Origin of the sequence: Rickettsia felis URRWXCal2, from assembly GCA_000012145.1 — a bacterium.
GTDB lineage: Bacteria > Pseudomonadota > Alphaproteobacteria > Rickettsiales > Rickettsiaceae > Rickettsia > Rickettsia felis.
Genome location: CP000053.1, coordinates 236850 through 256792, shown reverse-complemented (window position 1 = coordinate 256792; position 19943 = coordinate 236850). Strand labels below are relative to the sequence as shown.

Sequence of the window (19943 nt, the reverse complement as noted above, 5' to 3'; positions counted from 1 at the left end):
ACCACTTGCACAAATTCTAAATATCCATATCTTCCTAAGGAAAAGCATCTATTGTCATAATCACATATAACCTTTATAATAAGATTCTTGAATCAACTATAAAATCTATGAAAGAATTTCCGAAAAATTATAATTTTACAGAAAATGAAAAAAAATGGCAGCAAATTTGGCAAGAGAAACAAATTTATGCTTATGATCCAAATATTTCAAAAGACGAAATCTATGTAGTTGATACGCCGCCGCCGACAGTTTCAGGACAGTTACATATCGGGCATGTTTACAGCTATACGCAAACCGACTTTATCGTACGTTTTCAGCGTATGATGGGCAAAAATATCTTTTATCCTATGGGTTTTGACGATAATGGTCTACCTACCGAGAGACTTGTTGAAAAACAGAAGCAGATCAAAGCTTATAATATGTCTCGATCTGAGTTTATAAAAATTTGTGAAGAGGTAGTAGCAAGTGAAGAAGAAAAATTTAGAAGCCTATTTAACCAAATAGCCTTATCGGTTGATTGGAGTTTAGAGTACCAAACTATCAGTCCTTTATCTCGAAAAATTTCTCAAATGTCTTTTCTTGATTTAGTTAAAAAAGGCGAAGTTTATCGCAATGATCAGCCAATATTATGGGATCCAGTAGATGGTACAGCTCTTGCCCAAGCTGATATTGATGATAAGGAAAAAACCTCTTTCATGAATTATATTACTTTTGAAATTGAAGAAGATGATAGACCTTTTTCCAAATTCGCTTATAGAGAGGAATTTGTAGGAAACACGGAACACAGCACCGCAGCGTACATAAAAGTACGTGAGGATGCGAGTACCGGATTGACGCACAAATTACCTCTAGAAGTAGAGTTTGGGAAGAGGTCTATTACTATAGCAACTACAAGACCTGAATTATTGCCTGCTTGCGTCGCCGTATTTTATCACCCTGATGACAAGCGTTATAAGCATCTAGCAGGTAAATCAGCTATAACCCCGCTTTTTAATGGGAAAGTTCCGCTGCTTGCCGATCCTTTAGTACAACAAGATAAAGGTACAGGTTTAGTTATGTGCTGTACATTTGGTGATCAAACGGATATTACTTGGTGGAAAACGCATAATTTGCCTTTAAAAACTATTGTCACTAAGAAAGGTACGATAGACTTCCCTCACGATATTGCTATAGATGGTTTGAAAATTAAAGAAGCTAGGACAAAAATAATAGATATTTTAAAAGAGCAGAATTTACTTACTAAACAAGAAGAGATAACTCATACCGTTAAATGTGCTGAGAGGTCAGGGGCTCCTCTTGAGATATTAACCGTTCCGCAATGGTTCGTTAAAACGATATCACATAAAGAAGCGTTACTTAAAAGAGCAAGTGAGTTAAATTGGCATCCTAAAAATATGAAGATTCGTTTAGAGAGCTGGATTAATTCTATAAGCTGGGATTGGTGCATAAGTAGGCAGCGTTATTTCGGTGTACCGTTTCCTGTTTGGTACTCTAAAAGAGTAGGTGAAGAAGGCAAGATTTTATACGCCGATATTTCACAGCTACCTGTCGATCCATTAAAAGATTTACCTATCGGTTATAGTAAGGAGGAAGTAGAGCCTGACTTAGATGTTATGGATACATGGGCAACAAGTTCTGTTTCGCCGCAACTTTCTACTCATGGCATTTCTGATGATTTCACTGTTAATAAAGAGAGACACGATAAATTATTTCCGATGGAACTCCGACCGCAAGCACACGAAATTATTAGGACTTGGGCGTTCTATACAATCCTAAAAGCTCATCTACACCAAAATACTTTGCCGTGGAAAAACATCATGGTAAGCGGCTGGTGTTTAGCTGAAGATCGAAGCAAAATGTCTAAATCTAAAGGCAATGTTTTAGTTCCTGAAAAGCTACTCGAACAATACGGTTCCGATGTCATACGTTATTGGTCGGCAAATTCAAAACTAGGTGCTGATACCGCCTATTCTGAAGACGTTATGAAAAACGGCAAACGGCTTGTTAATAAGCTGTGGAATGCCGCTAAATTTGTTTCTATACATTTTGAGAAATTAAAAGATAAAGATAAACAAGCAAAGCTTTTAGACGTTAAAGAAAAAATCACTAACGAGTTTGATCAGTGGATGATTAATAAGCTAGTAGAATTAGTTAAGCTAGCTACAAATGAGTTGCAAAACTACGAATATGCAAATGCTATGCATCTGACGGAAAAATTCTTTTGGGCGATATTTTGTGATAATTATTTAGAAATAAGCAAAAATCGAGCTTATGACGAGGAAAACAAAAACCCTAGCGGTCAATATAGTAGCATATTAACTTTATATCATACTATGCAAATTTTACTAAAACTATTTGCACCGTTTATGCCGCATATTACCGAAGAATTATATCAAATATTATATAGTGATAAATCTGTACACGAAAAAGGCAATTGGGTTAATTACGGTGACTTAAACTATAAAATCGATGCAAAAGGAGCAGAAGGACTGCTTGAAATCCTAGATATCGTCAGAAAATTCAAAGCTGAGAAAAATCTATCTATAAAAGCTCCGATAAAATTGCTTGAAGTTAGCGGCATAGAATTATCTGCAGAATTAACAGAAGATTTAAAAAACGTCACATCGGCAGAAGAAATACAATTTGAGGACCAAGGTGATAAAATTAAAGTCAATGTTATCCTTTAAAAATATTATAGGCTTAATATTAATTATATTTGCCGGTATATTTTTTTATGCTTATATATTAGAACATGACTGGCGATATGTAACCTTAAGGGATGAACAAGTAAAAAAATATAGAATTAGCGAGGAAAAAGCTATTGCCCTTTATCAGTTAATGAAAGACACTCATGAGCTACTTGGTAAGAATAATATTAATTATTGGATAGAAGGCGGCACTCTGCTTGGAGCTGTTAGACATCAAGGTATAATTCCTTTTGACGATGATTTAGATATAGGGATAATGCACGAAGAAGAAATACACTTGCAGCAAATATTACCGCAATTTGAGCAACTCGGTTATACTGTTTCCTACGAGAGAGCTTATAATATATGCAAAAAAGCTTGTTTAGATATTTTTATTTTTCATAAAGAACAAAACAAATTTATATATACTAATTTAGCAGCTCGAGATAAGTATCCGAAGAGTTCATTTTATGATAATGAATTATATCCTTTAAAAAAATATAGATTCGGTAGTATAGAGGTTTATGGTCCCGCTGATCCTATAGGAAATCTAAATAGGCAATATCCAGAATGGGATAAGTATGCAGTGATAGAGCATTCCCATAGCTTACATTTACCTTTTTTATCGAATATCGAGAAAAAAACCAAATTTATACTAACGCCGGAATTGTTAAAACCGGCTCAGCCTTTTAGTCCTTTAGAGGATAGAATAAGCTTTTAAACAAATTGAGATAAAGAAGTAATAGCCAGTTGTTTTAAAATGTTATATCAGCTGGGAAAATGTAATTTAAGGTTCAAGGTGATAAAATTAAAGTCGATATTATCCTTTAAAAATATTTTACGCTTAATTCTTACTATTTTCGTCGGTGTATTGCTATGCTTATCTACTAGAACATAATTGGCGATATGTGTTCTTAAACGATGAACAAGTAAAGAGATATAGAATTAGTGAGAAAAAAGCACTTAGCCTTTATCAGCTAATGAAAGATACTCATGAGCTACTTGGTAAGAATAATATTAATTATTGGATAGAAGGCGGCACTCTGCTTGGAGCTGTTAGACATCAAGGCATAATTCCTTTTGACGATGATTTAGATATCGGTATTATGCATGAAGACGAAATACATTTGCAACAAATATTACCGCAATTTGAACAATTAGGATATCGCGTTAAACATAATAAAATTTATGTAATTTGCGGGGAAAGATGCTTAAATATTTTCGTATTTCATAAAGAAAATGATAAATTTGTTCATTTTAATCAAAGTATGCGTAATAAATATCCAAATGATTTTTTTTATGATTATGAACTATATCCTTTAAAAAAATATAAATTTGGTAGTATAGAAGTATATGGTCCATCTGAATATAAAGAGCATTTGAATAGACAATATCTAGAATGGGATAAATATGTAATAATATACAGTCCTCATAGCTTACATTTACCTTTTTTATCGAATATCAAGAAAAAAACCAAATTTATATTAACGCCGGAATTGTTAAAACCGGCTCAGCCACTCGGACCTCTAGAAGATAAAGTGAATATAGTCAATTCAGCTACATTTATTGGTATGTGCGAGGATATGGCTTATAATTAATGTCGAAATGGTCACATGATTTACATTTGACTAGATTACCTTTTTTGCAAAAATTCATATCAAACAAATTGAGATAAGAAAGTAATAGCCGGTACTATCCATAAACCCGATTTATCAAAGCAAGAACCCGAAATAGCTTGTTTATTTTGAATTACTTGAAAGCTAAACTCAGGTTTAAGTAATTCATGAAAATATTTTAAGCTTGAAGAAACGGTTGAGTCACTTACTTTTGCTTCTACCAAAATCCAAGGTTTCTCATCCTTTGTTATTACTAAATCGACTTCACGTTTTTGTTTATCTCGAAGATAGTATAAACCAAAATCACCAAGCCCTGTTTCGTTCCAAAAATACACGGCTTTTAAAAGGTGAGAAGCTACAAGATTTTCAAATCTCGCTCCTATATCTTTTATTTGCGACCAATCCCAAAGGTAAATTTTTGGCTCTTTTATTAAGCTTTTTACTACATTTTTAGACCACGGTTTAATCGCAAAACAATAATAATGCTTTTCTAGCAAGGATAGCCATCTTCTTATTGTTTGATCTGAAACCCTAACTTTATTAGCAAGGTTCGTATAGCTTATTGATGATCCTGCTTGCTCGTTTATAATGCTAGCAAGCAATTCTAATGCATAAATATTATTGATATCTTCAGTATTTCTTACATCTTCTCTAAATAATTGCTCGAATCTTTGATTACTCCATATTCTATGAAATTTAGCAGTTGCTTTTAAATAGCTTTCTGCAAACCCTCCAAAATTTATTAGAGCTTCAAATTCATCTATAGTGATATTTTTTGGGCTTTTTATATAATCAGTGTTATTATCAAAATTTTTAGCTATTTCAGATACCGATAACGGATGCACGGTTAAATTTATATAACGCCCCATTAGGCTATCGCCGCCTTTTTTATATATATTTAATTTGGCACTACCTGTTATAATAAATTCAATATTTTCTCCGAATTTATCATAAAACCCTTTTACAAGATTTTTCCAATCTTTATATTTATGAATTTCATCTAATATTAGACACGGTTTCTTATCGGATACGGTAGATAGTAGACTTTCAAAAAGTTCCGCATGTTTGTTTAAGATTTTATTTCTATCTTCTAGATAGTCCCAATTTAGGTAAATTGAATTGGGATTAGGCTTGATTACTTGTTTTGATATTGTAGTTTTTCCTACCTGCCTTGCTCCGCTTATAAATACAAGCTTACCATAGTTTGTTAGATATTCTTCAACTTGCTTTTTATATAACCTATCCATTATAATATCTCTATAAGTGTTGCCAACATGAGACTTTTTATGTCATTCCTGCGAAAGCAGGAATCCAGCATAAAGCGAGATAACCTCGGCTTTTAAAAAGCTTTAAAGTAATGGATTCCTGCTTTCGCAGGAATGACACAGAGTCTGTTAGTAATGCCATAACTTTATAAAGATATTATAAGCTAATATCGAAACGGTCAAGGCTATTCCGACATTAGCAACGAAATGGTCACATAAATTACAAAACATATGCCTTATTTATTACCGATTACCGCAGCTGCACTACTTATCTTATTAGCTTTAATCATTTGGTTTTATGTAAAAACTAAAACCTTTAAAACGCAGCTACAATTCTTATCGGAGCAGAATCTAGAAATTAGTAATAATAACCAACTACTGAATCAAGAGAAAATAGGGTGTTTACAGAAAATTGAGCAATTAAAGTGCAAAGTAGAATATCAAGAACAGACTATTAAGGATTCGGAAAAAATAAGGGAAGAGTCATTTTCATCGGCGAAAGCTGCATTATTTGATTTAGGTAAAGATTTGTCTAAGCAATTAATCGAAATTCACAAAATGGAAAACAATGCCGCAAGAGAGCTAGCCGAGAAAAATATTGCTACTGCTTCGGGAAAATTTAATAGCGAATTTGAGCGGCTAATTACAATGGTAGGAGCATTAAATAAAGATATAGAGCAATCAAAAGGTACGGTTGATTTGATAAAACAGTCACTACTTTCTCCTATCGGTGCGGGGTTACTTGCTGAAATTACGCTTGAGAATATCTTAAAATCTTCGGGCTTACGTCCTAATCTAGATTTCATTATGCAATACGGTCTAACTACAACAGATAGCGGAAAGCTAAGACCTGATGCTCTTATTTTTCTTCCTTCCGGTAATTTAATGGTCATTGATTCCAAAGCTTCTAAATTTCTTGTAGACGAGCAGGATAATAGCGGGAATCTTAGCAAAACTATGAATTATCATTTGAAGTCTCTAGCTAATAAAGACTATGCTGAGAATATTTTAACTAATCTAAACAAGAAGGATCAAAACTTTAACAATGTTATTACTTTAATGTTTTTGCCCACTGAACAAGCGGTCGAGAAAGTTATTGCAGCCGATCCCGAGTTTTTACAAAAAGCTTGGAGCTGTAATATCTTTCCCGTAGGACCTGCCGGGCTTATGAATATGCTATCATTTGCAAAATTTCAAATTACTGATCATCGTCGTTCGGAAAATTATAAGGTAATTATTGAAGAGGTAAGAAAATTACTAAGCTCTATAGGTACTATGGCTGATTATTCTCAAAAAATCGGTAATAACCTGCATAATATGGTTACTAATTATGATAAATTTGCTGCCTCGTTTAATCGTAATTTTATGTCGAGAGTTAAGAACATTCACAAACTCGGCATTGATTCAGGAAATAAAGCCATGCCAGCAGCATTAGAGCGTTATCAAATCGTTTCTTCTAAATCTGAGATTATCGAAGTAGAAGCAGAAAATCCACCACAAATAGAAGAAAAATTATAGAGGTATACTATAACCTTACCTATAATGCTCATAACGGATAATTTGTACTGGATTCATAAATATTCGTGCATTATGCTTAGAACGCATACACTCATGCAGGTATACGTGTTCGCAATCTTCTTTTATGGAATCGTAAAAGCAGTTTTCAAAAAATTTTCTTTTATATATGGTAAGACTATTAAAACACGAATTTACCGGTAGTAAATCTGAATCCGGAGGATATATTTTCTGCATTAAAGCAAGGTTTTCCGTATCAAAATAACTCTTGCCGGTTTTTAGGTTATACTCATACGGTGTATAGGAAAATTCTTCATTACGAAAGGCAAAAGCATCATACATTTGTCCTTTGGAGTTAAATATTCCATTTGAGCATACAACATCCCAACGATCAATTTTGCTAAAACTGTCTAATATTCCCCTAATATCAATACCGTAACCTATATCCATATCAAGAATAATTACTATATCAAACTCATCAAATTCACTTGTATTTAAAATTTCTAGATATTTATTCCTAATATCCGCTAGGAACTTTATAGAAGGTCTTTTTTGGTTAAAAAAGTCCTGTGATATAATTTTTACTTTATGATTTATTAACTGCCACAAGTTTAGCATTAATTTTGTAGAATCGGTAGAATCATTTTCAAAAATTATTATTCTGTAATCTGAAAAAAACTGTCCTATATATTCTATATGACGCATTGCGTTTGGTAAATGAGGTGCATTACTCCTTGTAATGCCGGCAAAAACAACCTTATGTTTACTCATCTCCAACTTACCAGTCTGCAGGTTTTCATCACTAATAACATCCAGTTTAGTAATTTTTTCTACAGGTAAAAATCTATAATAAAAAAAACGGATAAATGAAGAATCGTACACATTTATTGTTCCCCAAATAATCATAAAAATTATAAGTATAACTTTATACACTCTCTGCCCCCTAATTCTCCCGGCTTACAATATTATTATGCATATTAGCTACGTTTGTAAGGATTTGTTCCATAGTAAATTTATCGAGATAAATCTGATGAGCTTTTTTTGCCTTTTCATAAGCTTCTTCAGGATGAGACTTAATCCATTCTAAATGTTGATTTATTTGAGAGTATATTTCCTCAGGAGATTTGTTTAAAGTTTCTATATATAGTATATTATCACCAAAAGTTTCTTTTGCCCACGGCATTTCATCAACAATTACCAATGCTGAAGAACTAACAAGTTCTAAAACTCGTCCGGAAGGAAAGTTTTCCATAATATGATCTTCCGAATGCAATGCTAAACCAATACCGCTTTTTCTTATTGTATCAACAAATAACTGATCGTTATAAGGTATAAATCCTCTATAGGAATTAAGCAGTAACCAACCTGATCTAGGACCATACATGTCTACATCCTTACGTTTATCAAGTAGTTTATATAACTTTTTATATTTGAGACCAGAGCGAGTATTATCCCAATTATAACCACACATAAATAACCTCGAATAATTAATTTTAATAAACTCTGTTTTAGGTCGTGAAAACTTGAAATCAATTATAGGTATGGAAATATCTTCATAATATTGATTAATTTTTTTAAAATCCGTAACAGCAAGCAATCCATCAGATTTAATAGGTTTAGGACAATAATAGGGAACCAAAGCAATGTCTATCAAATATTTAGCATTATTTCTCAGACAAGGAAAATGTAAAATAAAATAGTGTCTAATATCCCCAACCTTACCAAAATCAGCTGCGGATATAGTAAAATCAGGATTAAATTGTCTAACTATACTATACATTCTAAAAATATCTATCGGATGCATATTAGTGCTTATTGAAATAAATAATGATTCCCACCCAAGATTATTCGCTGCTTGCTGTATCCTCATACAGGCCAAACGATCATGTCTGCATAGTATTGCAATTCTGTAAGGAGCATTTGGATTTTTAGGAAGCTGTACGGTATAATTGTACTTTTCTAACTGTTTCTGTAATGAAAGGGACGAAAAATTATAATAAAGCCCCTGATATAGATCCTTGCGATATATACCATTTTTTCCTAGATCATAAATTTCTAATAACAAATATATTGGTAAAATTACTGCTAATAATATAAATGGAAAAATTAACACAAGTTTCGATTTATTTTTAATACGCATAAATACTCTAAAAAAAGAAATTAGTAATATTATAATTTTTTATACTAGATTCTGTCTACTTTTAATAGAATAATCATAATTAATCAAAAGTGCACAGAACCTAGAAATGGTACTTCTTCTGTAGCATCAATATTAATAACTGTATCATCGTTTGTACCTGAGGCAATTTTATTAAGCCAAGTAAGGGTAGTAGCGGTTTTCTCAGCAATATTTTTACCTGCACTACTAATTGCCTTACCAACATTTAAATCCGATATAGCAGTTGTTAAAACATCTATTAAAGTTGCAAGACTTAAGAATTTTAAATCTTTAATAGACTCAAACATTATTAAGGGTACTATCGCTACAGTCAATCTTGCCGCATCATTATAGTAAAACTTTTGAAAAAACACATCATTAGTTAATTTTTCGCCGGTGATATTTTCTATAACTTTATTGCCACAATATGTTGATACTAATAAAGAAGCAAGACGCATTAATTTAACAGAAGTGGAGGCATAAAACATTGGATCTTCATAAAATTCTAATTCTGGATTACGAAAATAAAAACAGATATAATCTAAAATCAGTGTGGCTATTGCCGAACACATAGCAGTACTCTTCCATCCATGATAGGCACTAATGTCTGATTCAATATTGTTAAAATCTATATCTTGATTGGTAAGTTTATTATATATTGCCTGAAGTTTTATTTGCGTATTCTTATCTTTTTCAGAATGTTTATATAGTAACTGAAAATATGGTTTAATTTCTTCAGCTGTAAATTTCTTATTCTCAATTAAAGCCGGTACAATTTTATCATGCAAAAATTTAATTAATTTATTTTGCATAAAATTTGTAACTTTACTTTGTTCTTCTACTACTCCTGCAGCTGCAGACCATCGTAAAGCCGTATATACAATTATACGATTAACAATATCATTATTTAATAAATCGATAGGCTGTAACCCTAAATTAGCAGCATATCTAAAACAAATCGCAGTTGTATTTACGGCATCATTAGCAAAACTTGGAGTGCAATCAAATAAAAATTTAATATCTTCAGCATTTTCATTGTCATTGTTATTTTCTAATGCTTGAAACATATTATTATTAATCTCTTTAGTTTGTCTATTTGATAAGACCGTACCTGGAAAAGATAATAAAATTTGTAGCATCGCAAGGCTAGTGGTCGGTAAAGCACATAATTCATACCAAGGATCCTCTTCATCAATTACATACGAACGTAAAGCAATTACACCGGCTATAAGAGCAGCATAAGTAGCTGCTATTTTACCTGAATGGTTGCTAACTAAATCTGATTTTTCAGTTAACCAAGAAGCAATTTTATGATCTTTATTCGTAGCTTTTTCTATTCTAGTAAGACTTTGCTCTAATGAATTAAGATAATTTGCAAAATTTAAATGAGCTTTTTTTACTATATTAAACTCGGCTTCATAAGAGGAAGATACATTTAAAGTATTTGTAAGTAATATTGCTTTAGCTATATAGCGATATAAAAAATACTCTCTCGTCAGAGGATATGCCATAGCATCGATTTCTTTGGCTGCTTTAATCAAGTTTTCAGATTGATCTAAATTATTTTTTAAAAATACTTGGGCTTTAGTAACAATGGTACTAAACTCTAGTGAATTTATATCCCCTATATTATCTAACATAGAATCAATGATATTCTTGTTTTCTACTCCTATCAACTTCTGTAGCTTTGTATCTAAAAAATGATCTTGATTATTTATCTCTTCAAAACAATTGCTCCAGTGAGAATGACCGATATTCTCATCTTGATACTTTCCGGTAGCAGCTACTTTACTTAACATTGTTTCTAAATATTGAGTATAAATAAAACTTTGATCTAGTATCGTTAAATCTTTAAAATTTTTATCACAGAACCATATTTTCAATACCTCACCTAAATTAAAACTAGCAAGTGCTGTAGTAGTTTTCCATAATCTTACACCTAAATTTGATATATCATTATAATATTTTATTATTACTTCTAGTTTATTACTCATAATTTCAATTAAATAAATATTAAAGTTAAAATAAAAAATATAAAAATCTCTTAATATTTATTCAAATCTTTTATATGTAATTATTTATAATCTTTAATTATTTTATTATGAGATAATATTAAAATCACACACGGGCAACGCCGGTTTATGATAAGAGAGAAGAGTATTGGGGTACAAAAGTTTTTAACCAAAAAACAATAGTTATGGATATAACATATCCTTTTTTATCTTCTATTTGCAACAGGATCTGATTAATGATATAAAAAATATCAATAGACTTCTTGCATAACCTATCTTATAAAGAGGAATTTGAAGGAAATACGGGACACAGAACCGCAGCGTACATACTAGTACGTGGTGAGGATGCGAGTACCGGATTGACGTACAAATTACCTTTAGAAGGAGGTTATGCAAGAAGTCTATTATCTAAATCGTTTATATTATAATGAGAATACTAATAACAGGAGCTAATGGCTTTATTGGATCATATATTACAGCTGAATTATTAAAGAATAATTATGAAGTAATATGCTGTGTTAGAGATGTTGAATCTACCAAGAAAAAATTCCCTACTGCAGAAGTTATATATTGTGATTTTAATATAGACCTAACACCACAAAGCTGGATAAATAGATTAAATAACATAGATATAGTTATTAATGTATCAGGTGTATTAGCGTCTAGTCATGCTAATAATATTGAAAATGTTCATGTCAATGGTCCAAAGGCTCTATTTAAGGCTTGTACCCTTACTAACGTAAAAAGAATTATTCATATTTCAGCTCTTGGAATAGATGATGAAAAAAACACTGCTTATGCTTTAACTAAAAAAGCAACTGAAGCATATTTACAAAAATTAGAAAATATAGACTGGGTAATTTTACAGCCATCTCTTGTTTACGCAAGCGGTTGTTACGGTGGTACCTCACTATTTAGGGGGGCTCTTGCAACATTACCGTATTTTATTCCTTTAATAGGCGATGGTTTACAACAATTTCAACCTATTCATATTGATGATTTAACGAAAGTAATTATTCACTGTATAGAAAGGGAAGGAAAAATCCACAAATTATTAAAAATAGTTGGACCAGACATAGTTACCATGAAGGATATCTTACTTGGATTTAGAAGATGGCTTGGAGTTAATCCTGGAAGACTAATAAAAATTCCTCTAATATTCATTAAAATAGCAGCTAAATTAGGGGATTTTCTAAAAATAGGACCCATTAATTCTACTGCGTATAATATGTTACTTCAACCTAATATTGCTGATAAAAAAGATTTTATCGATTTTACTTCTATAATCCCTAGAAACTTGCAACAAGGTTTTGCAACCGAACCTTTAACCGTACAATCCATATGGCACGCTAGGCTTTATTTTCTAAAACCTGTGATAAAAATTGTCTTAGGGCTATTTTGGATAATGACAGGAATTATTTCAAGCATTTTTGCTTATGATGCTAGTATGCAAATTATAATATCACTAGGATTTGATAAACAAATAGCACCTTATATATTATATGGAAGCTGCTTTACAGATATTATTCTTGGAATTCTATTAATTATCAAAAATAAAATAAGTAGGATATGTAGTTTACAAATTTTATTAATACTAGCTTATACTCTACTATTAACATATCTTAAGCCAATATTATGGCTAGATCCGCTTGGTCCGATATTTAAAAATATTCCAATAATATTACTTACTTTAGTATTAATGGCTATAGAACGAGATAAATAATGGATTATCTTTTTATAAAAACTATTCATATTATTAGCTCTACCATTTTATTTGGTACTGGAATCGGTACTGCTTTTTTTATGTGGTGGACAAATAAAACCGGTGACTTGAATGCAAAGGCATACGCAGCTCGCACTACAGTTATAGCTGATCTTCTTTTTACTACTCCAACTGTGATAATTCAACCAGTTAGCGGCATAATATTAGTAAATATGCTTGGCTATAATTATTCTGATTTATGGCTTATCTTAACTTATATCGGATACATAATCGCCGGTAGTTGTTGGCTTCCGGTGGTATGGATTCAAATTCAACTACGAAATATGGCATTTGAAGCATTAAAACAACGAACTCCCCTACCGGAAAAATATTATAAATTATTTAAATTATGGTTCTACCTAGGCTGGCCAGCATTTATCAGTTTGATTATTATTTTTTTCTTAATGGTATTTAAACCGTTATAACATTAGTTTAGGATAAATTTTATCCTAAATTAGTGTTGTCCTATAGTCAAGCCGGTGTTGTTGCATGGCTCGTTTATGTCATTCCCGCATGGCATTGTTGCGTAGATATCAAAACCGTCATTGCGAGGAGCGAAGCGACGTGGCAATCCAGAAAAATAATAAAAAAATTCTGATTTACGCAATTTTTTACTGGATTGCTTCGTCGAATTACTATGTAATTCTTCTCGCAATGACGGGAAAACCGAGCCATGCAACAACGCCGGTCAAGCCACGGGATGACACCGAATGCGTTTTTCGATACACGCAGGCAAGCCCGTAAGAATTACATAGAGAGGAAACAATATTTACGCCGGTATATCTTCAATAATCGGTTGTTTTTTGTTTGATTTTGTAGAAATGAGAGAGGTCATTATCGGTTCTACTAAGCCGTTAACTACCTCTTTTGTAATAGTAACGCGTTGTTTCTTTAGCTCAGCAACTTTATACATACTATCAAGCAAAAGATGTTCAAGTATTGAACGAAGTCCCCTTGCTCCCGTCTTTTTAGCTAGAGCTTTTTCGGCAATAGCTTCTAGGGCGGCAGCCTCAATTACAAGCTCAGCATCATCAAGCTCGAATTGTTTCTGATATTGCTTTACTATAGCGTTTTTAGGCTTAGTTAGAATTGTAATTAAAGCATCTTTATCTAACTCGTCTAAAGTCGTAACGATAGGTAACCTACCGATAAACTCCGGAATTAAGCCGAATTTAGTTAAATCTTCGATTTCTAGAGATTTAAGAATCTCACTATTATTTTTCTCTTTATCAATATTTACGTTAGCCGCAAAACCTATAGAACTATGATTAGTTCTTGCGGTTATAATGCTATCAATCCCCATAAAAGCACCACCGCAAATAAATAAGATATTTGAAGTATCTAACTGTACGAAATCTTGTTGCGGGTGTTTCCTACCGCCTTGAGGAGGTACGGAAGCAACTGTTCCTTCCATAATTTTAAGTAATGCCTGCTGTACGCCTTCTCCTGACACATCCCTAGTAATAGAAGGATTTTCCGATTTACGGGCAATTTTATCAACTTCATCAATATAAATTATGCCTTTTTGTGCTTTTGCTATATTAAACTCAGCTGCTATCAATAGGCGTAGTAAAATATTTTCAACATCTTCACCGACATAACCGGCTTCCGTTAAAGAAGTAGCATCTGCCATAGTAAAAGGTACGTCTAGAATTTTAGCAAGCGTTTGAGCAAGTAAAGTTTTTCCTGAGCCGGTAGGACCAATCAATAAAATATTCGACTTATTAAGCTCAACGTCATTATTGCCGGATTGTACATATTCAAGTCTCTTATAATGGTTATAAACCGCTACTGCTAAAATCTTTTTAGCTTGGTCTTGACCAACTACGTAATCGTTTAGAATTGCACATATTTTTTGCGGTGTTGGAATTGAAGAAGTAATTTGCTTTAACGCAACTTTACTTTCTTCTTTCATAATATCCGTACATAAATCTATACATTCATCACAAATAAATACCGCAGGGCCTGCTATTAGTTTTTTTACTTCATGTTGTTTTTTACTACAAAATGAACAAATCAATTCTTTTTTATCAGCTTCTACTACCATTAACTTTCTTTTTTATGTTTATTTTAATAGTTCTTATTATCGTCATTGCGAGGAAAAACTATAAGTTTTGTACGTACGCAATCTCAGGAGTATTATTTTATGAGATTGCCACGCTCCTTACAGTCGCTCGCAATGACGGTCAACAACACCCTATACAACCCTACCATACATATAATAATCTTTATGCTCATTTGCAACTATTTCGTATTTTTTAAGGATTCCCTCCCTAGCAAAACCACATCTCTCAAGAAGATTAATTGAACGAAAATTATCAGTAATTACTGTTGCCTGTACTCTTATAATACCAATATAATCAGCAAATTTTAATATATTTTTTATAGATTTTAACATCATACCTTGACCCCAAAAACTAGGATCTAGATCATAGCTTATTTCTGCTCTATGATGCTCTAGATTTATTATATTAAACCCTGCTGTACCTATCAATTTATTATCGTCTTTAAGGGCAATTCCCCAATAAAAGCTTCTATGATTTTTATATAAACTAGACCAATAACGTATTTCTTCTCTAGCTTCTTCTAAGTCTTTAGGTCTATTACTATCAGTTATATAAATAGCCATTTCCGACTTACTCATATAATTAAAATAATCTTGTGCATCATCTTCGACTAACGCACGTAAAACTATATCGTTTAAATCAAGTGCAGGAAAAGGAGCATATAAATATTCTCTATTTATCATACATAATTAATCGGGTCTTGTACATTATTCTTTTTAAAAGCATCGAGTCTTATCATGCAAGCAAGGCAATTACCACAAGATAAATCATCCTCCGTAGGGTCGTAACATGAAATTGTATTTTTATAATCTACTCCAAGCTCCAGCCCTGTTTTAATTATTTGCTCTTTTGCCATATCAATTAAAGGAGTATGAATGGTAATTCTGTTTCCTATATTGGTTGCCAAATTCGCCATTTCTTCAAAAGATTTAATATATTCAGGACGACAATCAGGATAATTTGCCGAATCGCTTGTATGCACGCCTATAAAAATGTCTTTTGCTCCTATTACTTCTGCATACCCTAGTGCATAACTTAAAAATATCGTATTACGAGCAGGCACGTAAGTAACCGGCACATCTTCAGGTAGTTCGTTTACATCGTGATAATGCGGAACATCTATATTATTATCGGTTAAAGCAGAACCACCAAAAGCTCGCAAATCTATATAAACAATCTTATGCTGCTTGACGTTATATTCTTTTATAAGCTCCTTAACTTTCCGAAGTTCTGCATTATTACGTTGTCCGTAATTAAAACTCATAGCATGGATTTCATAACCCATTTCTCTTGCTATTGCAAGAACCGTAGCAGAATCTGCCCCGCCGCTAACTAGAATAACTGCTTTTTTCATTGTTTACCGATAAAGTTAATTTTTGAGATACTAGAGCATTTAAACTAATTTTTGCTCTAAGTGCTTCAAGTACTAAAGCTCGATGCACACGTTTATCTACTCTAACATTAAACTGTCCGCTATATTCTTTCCTAGACGGTGCTAAAGGAATAGACTGATTATGACTTATATAACTTTCTTTCATTAAAGTCCAAGCTTGTTGTAATTCTTGCAGTGCTTTTTCAGGCGAATTGCCAAAAGCCGATACGTTCGGTAGCTCTTCAAATCTTGCTAGCCAATCTCCATCCGTATCTTTAAAAAGCTCTATAGTAAACCCATCAAATGCGTCATTTGTTTTCATCTTCATTTCCTTTTTCAAAGTTTAAAAATTGTTGAACTTGATATTCTTTTGCCATATTTCCCAAAGTCTGAATAGACAACCTATCTCCTTTAGGTGAGTACCTAATCTGATGGCTACCTTTTTGCCTATCTTTAACCCAACCGCACTTAGTCATTAAAGTATGAAATTCAGAGAAACTTAGTCCTTTAGGATTTTGTTTAGCTTTATTTATAAGTTTTATATACTGTTTCATACTGTAACTATATATAGTTATAATATATAAGTCAAATAATATATGTTAATACAATAAATATTCTTGACTAAATCCTTCTGATAATCTAAATTTACGTTGTTAATTTATGGCGGGTGTAGCTCAGTTGGTCAGAGCATCAGGTTGTGGTTCTGAGGGTCGCGGGTTCGAAACCCGTCACTCGCCCCATATTTTGGGATTGTTATGTGATTACCAAATCGTCATTGCGAGGAAAATTACATAGTAATTTGACGAAGCAATCCAGTAAAAAAATACTAAAGTTAGTACTTTTTTATTATTTTTCTAGATTGCCACGTCGCTTCGCTCCTCGCAATGACGATTTGATATCCAACAACACCTAAAGTCACTCGCAATGACATTTTTTCTTATGGATATCAAACTTTTATATAGATTGATTAAGTATCTAAAGTTCTATAAAAAAGACTTGATCATCGTTATGATTTCTTTACTTAGCGTATCCGCTTCATTATTACTAATCGGTAGTGTTTTTAGAAATTTAGTTGATAACGGCTTAAGCCAAAACCATATTTTATCGGTTGATAAATCTATATTATATATTTGTTTATTAATTATCATCTTAAGTATTGCTAGTTTTTTCCGTTCATATTTTATCAATAATGTTGCTGAAAAGGCAGTTAATCAAATAAGAAAAGATGCTTATAGTAATTTAATTACTTATGAAATTGAAGAGTTTGAAGAACTAAAAATCGGCGATATAATTTCACGCCTAACAAATGATATAGATCAAATATCTACTCTCATAGTTAATTTCTTATCTTTTTTCATTCGCAATTCAGTGATGCTAATTGGCGGCGTTACTTTAATGTTTTTTGAAAGCTTTAAACTCGCTTCTATAGTAATTATTACCATTCCTATTTTATTAATTCCTTTAATTAAATTCGGCAAGCATGTTAAGGCTTTATCTAAAAAAGCTCTAGAATCTAAGTCACTTTTAGCATCGGATATTGATGAAACTTTTAATAATATTAGAGCTATCTATGCTTTTAACAATCAAACAAATAAAATTACCGATTTTGATACTAAACTACAAAACTATTTAACATACTGCAAAACCCGTTTAAAAATTCGTGCTTTATTCTTTGCGATTTCAATAGCAATTATATTTCTTGCAATTACTTTAGTTGTTTGGATTGGAGCTTCGGATATAGTTAAAGGGAATTTATCTGCCGGTCAAATTATCTCGTTTATTTATTATGCTATTATTGCCGGCTTTAGTAGCGGCGGTATTTTTGAATTATTAAGTGAAATACATCTACCGCTCGCCGCACTAGAGCGAATAATTACAATTATAGATAAGACTCCTATAACACATAATAGTTATTTAGAATTAAATAATTCCGATCCAATTTCAATAGAATTTAAAAATGTCGATTTTACCTATCATTCAAGACCTAATTTAAGGATTATTAATAATATGTCTTTGAAGATAAATGCCGATAAATTTATCGGTATTGTAGGCAGATCAGGCGGAGGCAAAAGTACCTTGATGCAGTTACTGCTGCGTTTTTACCGGCAAGAAAGCGGCACTATCCTTATTAACAATCAAGATATAACTCTTTCAAATCCTGCTGAAATTCGTAAATTAATTGCCTATGTTCCCCAAGAAGCTAACATTTTTTCCGGCACTATAAAATCAAATATTATATTTGGTAATACGCAAGCAAGCGACGACGATATAAATGAGATAATAAAAATTACGGGAATAGAAGAATTTGCTGCTAAACTTCATGACGGTATCAATGCTAAAATCGGTGAGAGAGGAGTTAGATTATCAGGAGGACAAAAACAAAGGATAGCTATTGCTAGAGCATTACTTCGCAAGCCGCAAATTTTACTTCTTGACGAAGCAATGAGTGCTTTAGATACGATGAGCGAGCAGAAATTACTAGAATCTATAAAAGAAATAATGAAAGGGAAAATTATTATATCAATTGCCCATCGGATTAGTAGTATAGAATCAGCTGATTATATTTTAGTCATAGATAAAGGAGGAGTGGCGGCTAGCGGATCACATAATGATTTATCTAAAAACTCAGAAATCTATCGTAATATTTGCAGAGAGCAGTTAACAGTATAAAAGGGTATGTCATTCCTACGAAAGTATTGCCTGCGTGGCTCGGTTTTCCGTCATTGCGAGAAGAATTACAAGGTAATTCGACGAAGCGATCTCAGGAGTTTGTTATTACTTCATGAGATTGCCACACTCCCTACGGTCGCTCGCAATGACGATTTGGTATCCACGCAATAATGCTGAACTAGGAATGACAATAAAGTAGATAATTGATATATTTGTTACAATAAAAGCTCCGTAGTATAAAAAAATTTAAATATTAAATATAATTTAGCTTGAAAGCTGCCGTGGCTTTGTTATAATCGTAATTACAAAACAAAAAAGGTTTACAAAATGAAAAATTTATTAAAGATTTTATTAATTCTAGCTTTCGCAAGCCCAGTATTTGCTTCATCAATGCAAATGCCTGACCCAGCTTCAGTTACAACAACCCAAATACAAGCTATGAGTACTGATGATCAACAAGCTTGGGTTGCTAGTTTAACAGCAGATCAGTATAATATGCTAAGTCCTGATGTCCAAAAGTGGGTAATGGAAAATACTACCGATGCTCAAAAACAAGCTTTAGGAATTAATCAGTAATATTTTAATTGATTTTTAAAATTGATAGGGGACTGTTAACAAAATAATTCTAATTGATAATTAAAAAGAATTTTTAGCGAAAATTAATAAGATTTTTGAAGGAATAGTTAATACTATTTCAAAAAAGTTTTATAATTTACAGCAAAAGTAAACTTAATTAGCTTTAAAATTTATTTTGTTAATAGTCCCATATGTTAGGAATAATTATTCTCAACATATATCACTAAAAGTTTCTGCTTTCACT

16 protein-coding genes, 1 tRNA gene and 2 pseudogenes are annotated in these 19943 nt (G+C 32.2%); 10 read left to right on the top strand and 9 right to left on the bottom strand.

Translation table 11 applies throughout. From position 1 onward, the window contains the following. Window positions 1–107 precede the first annotated feature (107 nt). The 3 genes and pseudogenes from RF_RS01245 to RF_RS01235 all read left to right on the top strand — a co-directional run bounded on the left by RF_RS01245 (window position 108) and on the right by RF_RS01235 (window position 4285). The gene (locus RF_RS01245; RefSeq protein WP_011270581.1) at window positions 108–2687 is read left to right on the top strand and encodes a valine--tRNA ligase; all 2580 of its coding nucleotides are present in this window, start codon (window positions 108–110) and stop codon (window positions 2685–2687) included. After that, on the top strand, window positions 2656–3408 hold the full coding sequence (locus RF_RS01240; RefSeq protein WP_041405307.1) for a LicD family protein: 753 nt from the start codon (window positions 2656–2658) through the stop codon (window positions 3406–3408). Before RF_RS01245 ends, RF_RS01240 begins: the two co-directional genes overlap by 32 nt. A 78-nt stretch (window positions 3409–3486) precedes the next feature. After that, window positions 3487–4285, top strand: a pseudogene (locus tag RF_RS01235) (LicD family protein). A gap of 59 nt (window positions 4286–4344) precedes the next feature. Here the strand turns inward: RF_RS01235 and RF_RS01230 are convergent. Beyond that, entirely contained in the window at window positions 4345–5550 is a 1206-nt protein-coding gene (locus tag RF_RS01230) for an ATP-binding protein (protein ID WP_011270578.1), read from the bottom strand. A 249-nt stretch (window positions 5551–5799) separates the two neighbouring features. Between RF_RS01230 and RF_RS01225 the strand changes: the two genes are divergently transcribed. Next, window positions 5800–7086 (top strand): DNA recombination protein RmuC, encoded by a 1287-nt coding sequence (locus RF_RS01225; RefSeq protein WP_011270577.1) that lies wholly within the window; start codon window positions 5800–5802, stop codon window positions 7084–7086. Between the two features lie 15 nt (window positions 7087–7101). Here the strand turns inward: RF_RS01225 and RF_RS11160 are convergent, their stop codons facing one another. The 3 genes from RF_RS11160 to RF_RS01210 form a co-directional block, all read right to left on the bottom strand. After that, window positions 7102–8016, bottom strand: coding sequence for a hypothetical protein (locus RF_RS11160; protein WP_011270576.1), 915 nt, complete (start codon window positions 8014–8016; stop codon window positions 7102–7104). A gap of 10 nt (window positions 8017–8026) precedes the next feature. Next, entirely contained in the window at window positions 8027–9223 is a 1197-nt protein-coding gene (locus RF_RS11155; protein ID WP_011270575.1) for a glycosyltransferase family protein, read from the bottom strand. Between the two features lie 83 nt (window positions 9224–9306). After that, window positions 9307–11235 (bottom strand): hypothetical protein, encoded by a 1929-nt coding sequence (locus RF_RS01210; RefSeq protein WP_011270574.1) that lies wholly within the window; start codon window positions 11233–11235, stop codon window positions 9307–9309. 272 nt (window positions 11236–11507) lie between these two features. On the opposite strand from RF_RS01210, the pseudogene RF_RS08520 reads away from it, so the two are divergent. The 3 genes and pseudogenes from RF_RS08520 to RF_RS01200 all read left to right on the top strand — a co-directional run. After that, window positions 11508–11678: pseudogene (locus RF_RS08520) on the top strand (palindromic element RPE1 domain-containing protein); the annotation flags it as partial. 2 nt (window positions 11679–11680) lie between these two features. Further along, window positions 11681–12976, top strand: a complete 1296-nt coding sequence (locus tag RF_RS11150) for an NAD(P)H-binding protein (protein ID WP_011270573.1) — start codon at window positions 11681–11683, stop codon at window positions 12974–12976. After that, the gene (locus RF_RS01200; protein WP_011270572.1) at window positions 12976–13440 is read left to right on the top strand and encodes a DUF2269 family protein; all 465 of its coding nucleotides are present in this window, start codon (window positions 12976–12978) and stop codon (window positions 13438–13440) included. Before RF_RS11150 ends, RF_RS01200 begins: the two co-directional genes overlap by 1 nt. A 344-nt stretch (window positions 13441–13784) precedes the next feature. Here RF_RS01200 and clpX read toward each other — a convergent pair whose 3' ends face one another. The 5 genes from clpX to RF_RS01175 all read right to left on the bottom strand — a co-directional run bounded on the left by clpX (window position 13785) and on the right by RF_RS01175 (window position 17007). Continuing rightward, the gene (clpX, locus tag RF_RS01195; protein WP_011270571.1) at window positions 13785–15062 is read right to left on the bottom strand and encodes an ATP-dependent Clp protease ATP-binding subunit ClpX; all 1278 of its coding nucleotides are present in this window, start codon (window positions 15060–15062) and stop codon (window positions 13785–13787) included. Window positions 15063–15212: 150 nt separating this feature from the next. Beyond that, entirely contained in the window at window positions 15213–15764 is a 552-nt protein-coding gene (locus RF_RS01190) for a GNAT family N-acetyltransferase (protein WP_011270570.1), read from the bottom strand. Further along, window positions 15761–16435 (bottom strand): 7-cyano-7-deazaguanine synthase QueC, encoded by a 675-nt coding sequence (gene queC, locus RF_RS01185; RefSeq protein WP_011270569.1) that lies wholly within the window; start codon window positions 16433–16435, stop codon window positions 15761–15763. The genes RF_RS01190 and queC overlap by 4 nt, the downstream gene beginning before the upstream one ends. Next, window positions 16410–16775: a toxin-antitoxin system HicB family antitoxin gene (locus tag RF_RS01180; protein WP_039594813.1), complete on the bottom strand. Its 366-nt coding sequence runs from the start codon at window positions 16773–16775 to the stop codon at window positions 16410–16412. Before RF_RS01180 ends, queC begins: the two co-directional genes overlap by 26 nt. Next, a complete protein-coding gene (locus RF_RS01175; RefSeq protein WP_011270567.1) occupies window positions 16762–17007 on the bottom strand; it encodes a type II toxin-antitoxin system HicA family toxin in 246 nt (81 codons plus the stop codon). Before RF_RS01175 ends, RF_RS01180 begins: the two co-directional genes overlap by 14 nt. 109 nt (window positions 17008–17116) lie before the next feature. On the opposite strand from RF_RS01175, the gene RF_RS01170 reads away from it, so the two are divergent. The 3 genes from RF_RS01170 (at window position 17117) to RF_RS01160 (ending at window position 19699) form a co-directional block, all read left to right on the top strand. After that, window positions 17117–17193: transfer RNA gene (locus RF_RS01170), tRNA-His, on the top strand. Between the two features lie 199 nt (window positions 17194–17392). After that, window positions 17393–19123 (top strand): ABC transporter ATP-binding protein, encoded by a 1731-nt coding sequence (locus RF_RS01165; protein ID WP_039594812.1) that lies wholly within the window; start codon window positions 17393–17395, stop codon window positions 19121–19123. Window positions 19124–19450: 327 nt separating this feature from the next. Then, complete coding sequence (locus tag RF_RS01160; protein ID WP_011270565.1) at window positions 19451–19699, top strand: DUF2673 domain-containing protein; 249 nt, start codon at window positions 19451–19453, stop codon at window positions 19697–19699. Window positions 19700–19943 lie beyond the last annotated feature (244 nt).

Coding starts and splice junctions, on each gene's coding strand:
- RF_RS01245 (WP_011270581.1), top strand. CDS start 108: ATGAAAGAATTTCCGAAAAATTATAATTTTACAGAAAATGAAAAAAAA.
- clpX (WP_011270571.1), bottom strand. CDS start 15,062: ATGGTAGTAGAAGCTGATAAAAAAGAATTGATTTGTTCATTTTGTAGT.
- RF_RS01230 (WP_011270578.1), bottom strand. CDS start 5,550: ATGGATAGGTTATATAAAAAGCAAGTTGAAGAATATCTAACAAACTAT.
- RF_RS11155 (WP_011270575.1), bottom strand. CDS start 9,223: ATGCGTATTAAAAATAAATCGAAACTTGTGTTAATTTTTCCATTTATA.
- RF_RS01225 (WP_011270577.1), top strand. CDS start 5,800: ATGCCTTATTTATTACCGATTACCGCAGCTGCACTACTTATCTTATTA.
- RF_RS01210 (WP_011270574.1), bottom strand. CDS start 11,235: ATGAGTAATAAACTAGAAGTAATAATAAAATATTATAATGATATATCA.
- RF_RS01200 (WP_011270572.1), top strand. CDS start 12,976: ATGGATTATCTTTTTATAAAAACTATTCATATTATTAGCTCTACCATT.
- RF_RS01165 (WP_039594812.1), top strand. CDS start 17,393: ATGGATATCAAACTTTTATATAGATTGATTAAGTATCTAAAGTTCTAT.
- RF_RS01180 (WP_039594813.1), bottom strand. CDS start 16,775: ATGAAAACAAATGACGCATTTGATGGGTTTACTATAGAGCTTTTTAAA.
- RF_RS11150 (WP_011270573.1), top strand. CDS start 11,681: ATGAGAATACTAATAACAGGAGCTAATGGCTTTATTGGATCATATATT.
- queC (WP_011270569.1), bottom strand. CDS start 16,435: ATGAAAAAAGCAGTTATTCTAGTTAGCGGCGGGGCAGATTCTGCTACG.
- RF_RS01175 (WP_011270567.1), bottom strand. CDS start 17,007: ATGAAACAGTATATAAAACTTATAAATAAAGCTAAACAAAATCCTAAA.
- RF_RS01190 (WP_011270570.1), bottom strand. CDS start 15,764: ATGATAAATAGAGAATATTTATATGCTCCTTTTCCTGCACTTGATTTA.
- RF_RS01160 (WP_011270565.1), top strand. CDS start 19,451: ATGAAAAATTTATTAAAGATTTTATTAATTCTAGCTTTCGCAAGCCCA.